The following is a 5230-nucleotide window of genomic DNA, read 5'->3' as shown; positions in this document are numbered from 1 at the left end:
CCCCACCCCGCCTTGCTTGCGCAAGGCGACCCTCCCCATCGAGGGGAGGGTGAGCGTCTGCAACGTCAATGATGCTGACCTGCTCGAACTGAACAAAGCGAATTGACGATGTCGGAGTCCCGCGCTGTCGCGCTTACCCGCGAACTCATCCGCTGTCCGTCCGTGACGCCGGCCGACGCCGGCGCGCTTGACGTCGTCGAGAAGGCGTTGAAAGCCGTCGGCTTCGAGACGCATCGAATCGTCTTCTCCGCGCCGGGTACGCCCGACATCGACAATCTCTTCGCCAAGATCGGTTCGGGCGCGCCGCATCTCGCTTTCGCTGGGCACACCGACGTCGTGCCGCCGGGCGATCCGGCGCGCTGGCGCTTCGAACCCTTCGCGGCGGAAATCTCGGATGGCCGCGTCTACGGCCGCGGCGCCTCGGACATGAAGGGCGCCATCGCCGCATTCGTCGCCGCCGCGATCGCCTATGTCGAGCGGCGTGGCCCGCAGCAGGGAACGGTCTCGCTGCTCATCACCGGCGATGAGGAAGGCGTGTCGATCAATGGCACGGTGAAGCTGCTTGAATGGGCGCGTGCGCGGGGGGAGCGGTTCGATCACTGCATCGTCGGCGAGCCCAGCAATGCGTCGACGCTCGGCGACATGATCAAGATCGGCCGGCGCGGTTCGCTCAGCGGACGCATTCGCGTCATCGGCAAGCAGGGCCATGTCGCCTATCCGCAGCGCGCGGAAAATCCGGCGCCGATCATCGCGCGCATCGTCTCTGCGCTCTCGGGGCACGAGCTCGATAAGGGCACGACGCATTTCGAGCGCTCCAACCTCGAATTTTCGACGATCGACATCGGCAATCCTGCGGTCAATGTCATCCCCGGCGAGGCGCGCGCGCAGTTCAATGTTCGCTTCAACGACGTCTGGACGCATAATTCGCTGAAAGAGCGCATTCTGCAGGTCATCAAGGAAGCGGCGCCGACCGCGAATGTCGAAGTTGAATTCCCGCCCTCGAACGCCAAGTCCTTCATCACCAAGCCCGGCGCCTTCACCGAACTCGTTGTTGACGCCGTGCGGCAGGTGACGGGAATGACGCCGGAACTCTCGACGACCGGCGGCACCTCCGACGCGCGCTTCATCACCAATTATTGTCCGGTGCTGGAGTTCGGCCTCACCAACGAGACGATCCACGCCGTTGACGAGAACGCTCGCGTCGCCGACATCGACGGGCTCTGCGCGGTCTATGCGCGCATCATCGAGCGCTATTTCGACTCCGCATCCGCTCGATGAAACCGGCCCAAATCGGGTTAGGCGTCCATATTCTGTCGAGGTCGGCCCGGGCGCGGGCTTCTTCCACGCCTGCGCTGATCCGGTAGAGATAGAGGAAGGCCGAGACCCGGTAGTTCGCGATGCAGTGAACATGCGTCGCGGATTCCCCCGCGCTTTCGAACGCCGCGCGGAAGCGATCGAAGTCCTCTTCGGTGGGATTTTGAAAATCGACCGGAATATACGTGTAGCGCAGGCCCAGCGCCGCCAGAATCTCCGCCTCGTTCTTCAGCGCCTTCTCGCTTGTGGCGGGCGCAAGATTGATCACCTCGCGCACGCCAAGCGCGGCGATCTCATCGAACTGCGCTTGCGTCGGCTGGCCGGATGTCGTGGTCCGCGCATCGAGACGCAGCCAATTGTAGATGTCGGCGGGATCGGCCATGGCCTCTGTCATCAGGGCTCCGATGGTTCCTCGTTAACCTGGATTCGGACGCCTGCCTATCTCACGCGCTGCGTTTCCCGAGACGGCGAGGCCTCGTCACCCCCGCGCGGCGAGCGGCACGACATTGTGCAGCTGCGCATCCGCCGTCTCGAAGAAGCGCCGCAGATTACGCGCCGCCTGACGGATTCGCTGCTCGTTCTCGACGAGCGCGAGGCGCACAAACCCCTCACCATGTTCGCCAAAGCCCTCGCCCGGCGCGACGGCGACGTCGGCCTTCTCGATCAGCAGCTTCGAAAATTCCAGTGTCGAGATGTTGCGGAAGCGCTCGGGCGCCGGCGCCCAGGCGAACATCGATGCGCGCGGCGCCGGAATCGGCCAGCCCGCCTGGGCGAAGCTCTCGACCATCACGTCGCGCCGCCGCTTGTAGATCGCGCGCATCTCCTTGACGCAGTCGTCGGACCCGTTGAGCGCCGCGACCGCGGCGACCTGCACGGGCGTGAAGGCGCCGTAGTCGAGATAGCTCTTCACCCGCGCCAGCGCCGAGAGCAGCCGCTCATTGCCGACCGCGAAGCCGATGCGCCAGCCGGCCATCGAGAAGGTCTTCGACATCGAGGTGAATTCGACCGTCACATCCATCGCGCCCGGCACCTGCAGCATCGAGGGCGGCGGATTGTCGTCGAAATAGACTTCGGCGTAGGCGAGGTCCGAGAGCACGAAGATCTCGTGCTTCTTCGCGAAGGCGACGAGGTCCTTGTAGAAGTCGAGCGAGGCCACTTCCGCCGTCGGATTGGACGGATAGCAGACGACGACCGCGATCGGCTTGGGAATCGAGTGGATGATGGCGCGCTCCAGCGCCACGAAATAGTCGGGCGTCGGCGCCGAGGGCACGGAGCGGATGACGCCGCCGGCCATCAGAAAGCCGAAGGCGTGGATCGGGTAGGAGGGGTTTGGCACCAGCACCACGTCGCCCGGCGCGGTGATCGCCTGCGCCATATTGGCGAAGCCCTCCTTGGAGCCGAGCGTCGCGACGACCTGCGACTCCGGGTCAAGCGTCACGCCGAAGCGGCGCGCGTAATAGCCCGCCTGGGCGCGGCGCAGCCCGGCGATGCCCTTGCTGGCCGAATAGCGGTCGGTGCGCGGCTTGCCGGCGGTCTCGACGAGTTTCTCGATGACATGCTTGGGGGCGGGCAGGTCGGGATTGCCCATGCCGAGGTCGATGATGTCGGCGCCGCCGGCGCGGGCGCGCGCCTTGAGGCGGTTCACCTGCTCGAAGACGTAAGGCGGCAGACGCTTGATGCGATAGAAATCCGACATTTCAGTCTTTGTTCCGGAAGGCGCGAAGCGGCGAGTCTAGCGCATTTTGGCGCGGGCGTCAGGGGCGGGGCGCCCGGGCGATCGGGTGCAGGGCGTCCTCGCCCTTCGAGGCGCGTGCTGCGCACGCTCCTCAGGATGAGGAGCCCTTCACCCGACGGCGCCGCCGCGGCTCGCCCCCGCCAAAACCCGACGTCCGGCGCCCCCATCACTCCGTGGTGACGATGACGAAATCCTTGCCCGAGCGGCTGTCGGGCGACAGCGGCGCGTCGGTCAGCACCATGGTCATGCCGGGATGCATGCGCGCCTGCATGGCCGCGTTGAAGGCCGGGTCGGCGCGAAGCCGCTGGATCACATCCTGGTTCGGCGCGAGCGTCGCATCCTCGTGATGATGCGTGATCGCGCTCCAATGCATGCCGCGCGACGTCTGGTCGGCGCCGTTCAGCACGAACACATGCGAGCCGAGCTTGTCGGCGCCCTCCAAGCCAAGGACGGATTTCGCGACCACATGGTCGTTCTCGATCAGCTCGATCACATGATCGGCGGATGAGGCGACGACGCTGGTGACGGGGAAATTCTCGGCTTCCGTCCAGTCGGAGGGATGCTTCTTGCCCTCAAGCCCGGAGAGCACCTGTTCGAACTCCTGTTCGGCATAGCCGCTCAGCACCATGCCCGGATGGGTCAGCTCCCAGGGGTCGGTATGGGCGCCGGCGATGATGACCGGCGTGCCGATATGGGTGACGCCGAACAGCAATTCGGAGAATTTCGCCGGCAGCCGCACGCAGCCATGCGACGCCGGATAGCCGGGCAGATTGCCGGCGTGCAGCGCGACGCCCGACCAGGTGAGGCGGTTCATGTTCGGCATCGGCGCGTCGTCGTACAGCGACGAGTGATGATTCCGGTCCTTCTCCAGCACGACGAAGACGCCGGTCGGCGTCGTATGTCCGGGCTTGCCGGTCGAACAGGTGGAGGCGGCGATGCGGATGCCGTTGCGATAGACATGCACGCGCTGCTGGGGAAGCGACACGACGACGGAGACGGGTCCCTTCAAGGCGAGCTCGGGGCGCCAGATGTATTCGCCCGGCTTGAGCCGGCCGATCTCCGCCATCTTCTCGTCGCCGAAGGCGCGGCGCCCGGCGATGACGGCGCTCGCCAGAAGCATCGCGCCCAAAAATCCGCGGCGGTTCGCTGCAATGATGGTCATGACATGCCCCCCGAAACATGGCCCCCAAGGTCCACGCGTAACGAATTGCGGGTAGCACGGACAGCTAGGTTAACAAAGTGCGGCGGGGCACAACCGCTGCGAGCGAGGCGATTGGAAAGGACGCGTCCGCAGCGGGGAAGTGTCGCACACTGCAAACCTCGCTGTGCGCGGGAAGAGGTCGAGCGAAGCGAGGGTGTGGGGCAGGGGCATGCAGCGGAACGGCCGAAGGCTCCGAATCCGCATGTGGCAGAGGCGCGCGCTGCGCCAATGGCTGCGGCGGACGCCAGGGCCGCTTTTTGGCTCCGACTGCTTGGCCGAAAACGTGGGTATTTTGTCCTTGCGGCGAGTCGAGGCCGGCGTGACGATCGCGTCATGGAAAAGGAACTCTCAAAAAAGCGATCCCCTGAAGACGCCCGGTTCCGTCGGGTCGGGTTTTTGGTCTACCCCGACTGCCAGAGCCTTGATCTTTCAGGTCCGTTCGAAACGTTCCACTGGGCCAACCTTATGTTGAGCGTGCTGAGGAAGCCGCCGACCTACCAGTCCATCGTGATCGCTGAAGCGGCGGGACCTGTCCCGACGATGTCCGGACTGCAGATCGTCGCCTCCCACAGCTACGGCGATATGGTTGAGGGATTGGACACCTTAGTCGTGGTCGGCGGCATGGGTTGCGAGGCCGTCACCGAAGACTCTGCGCTCCTCCAATGGGTGCGGTGGATCGCGCCCAGGACGCGGCGGATCGTTTCGATTTGCACTGGCGCGTTTGTTCTCGCGCGAGCAGGCCTCTTGGACCACAGGCGCGCGACAACGCACTGGACTTATGCAGACCGTCTCGCGAAGGCGTATCCGTCCATCGAAGTCGACGCGAGCCGCATCTTTGTCCGCGATGGGAATGTCTACACATCAGGCGGGATCACAGCAGGCATCGACCTCGCCCTATCTCTGGTGGAGGAGGATCTGGGCAGGGATACGATGCTCGGCGTCGCACGCGCGCTGCTGGTGTTCCCGAGGCGACCGGGCGG

General features: G+C 65.2%; 5 protein-coding genes. 2 read left to right on the top strand and 3 right to left on the bottom strand.

Annotation, left to right across the window (positions count from 1 at the left end; all coding sequences use genetic code 11):
• Positions 1-108: 108 nt before the first annotated feature.
• Positions 109-1278 carry a succinyl-diaminopimelate desuccinylase gene (gene dapE, locus IYY11_RS12955; protein ID WP_196404237.1) on the top strand — a complete coding sequence of 390 codons (1170 nt, stop codon included), beginning with the start codon at positions 109-111 and terminating at the stop codon, positions 1276-1278.
• Here the strand turns inward: dapE and IYY11_RS12950 are convergent.
• From IYY11_RS12950 to IYY11_RS12940, 3 genes are all read right to left on the bottom strand, one after another.
• Positions 1241-1708 (bottom strand): protein tyrosine phosphatase family protein, encoded by a 468-nt coding sequence (locus IYY11_RS12950; protein ID WP_196404236.1) that lies wholly within the window; start codon positions 1706-1708, stop codon positions 1241-1243. The two genes, dapE and IYY11_RS12950, sit on opposite strands and share 38 nt — an antisense overlap.
• A gap of 84 nt (positions 1709-1792) precedes the next feature.
• Complete coding sequence (locus IYY11_RS12945; RefSeq protein WP_196400818.1) at positions 1793-3010, bottom strand: LL-diaminopimelate aminotransferase; 1218 nt, start codon at positions 3008-3010, stop codon at positions 1793-1795.
• A gap of 205 nt (positions 3011-3215) precedes the next feature.
• A complete protein-coding gene (locus IYY11_RS12940) occupies positions 3216-4211 on the bottom strand; it encodes a L,D-transpeptidase (RefSeq protein ID WP_196404235.1) in 996 nt (331 codons plus the stop codon).
• 372 nt (positions 4212-4583) lie between these two features.
• On the opposite strand from IYY11_RS12940, the gene IYY11_RS12935 reads away from it, so the two are divergent.
• On the top strand, positions 4584-5230 hold a 647-nt coding region (locus IYY11_RS12935; protein WP_196404234.1), incomplete at its 3' end, for a GlxA family transcriptional regulator.

Origin of the sequence: Methylocystis sp. H62, from assembly GCF_015709515.1 — a bacterium.
Classification (GTDB): domain Bacteria; phylum Pseudomonadota; class Alphaproteobacteria; order Rhizobiales; family Beijerinckiaceae; genus Methylocystis.
This window is presented reverse-complemented; position numbering and strand designations above follow the sequence as displayed.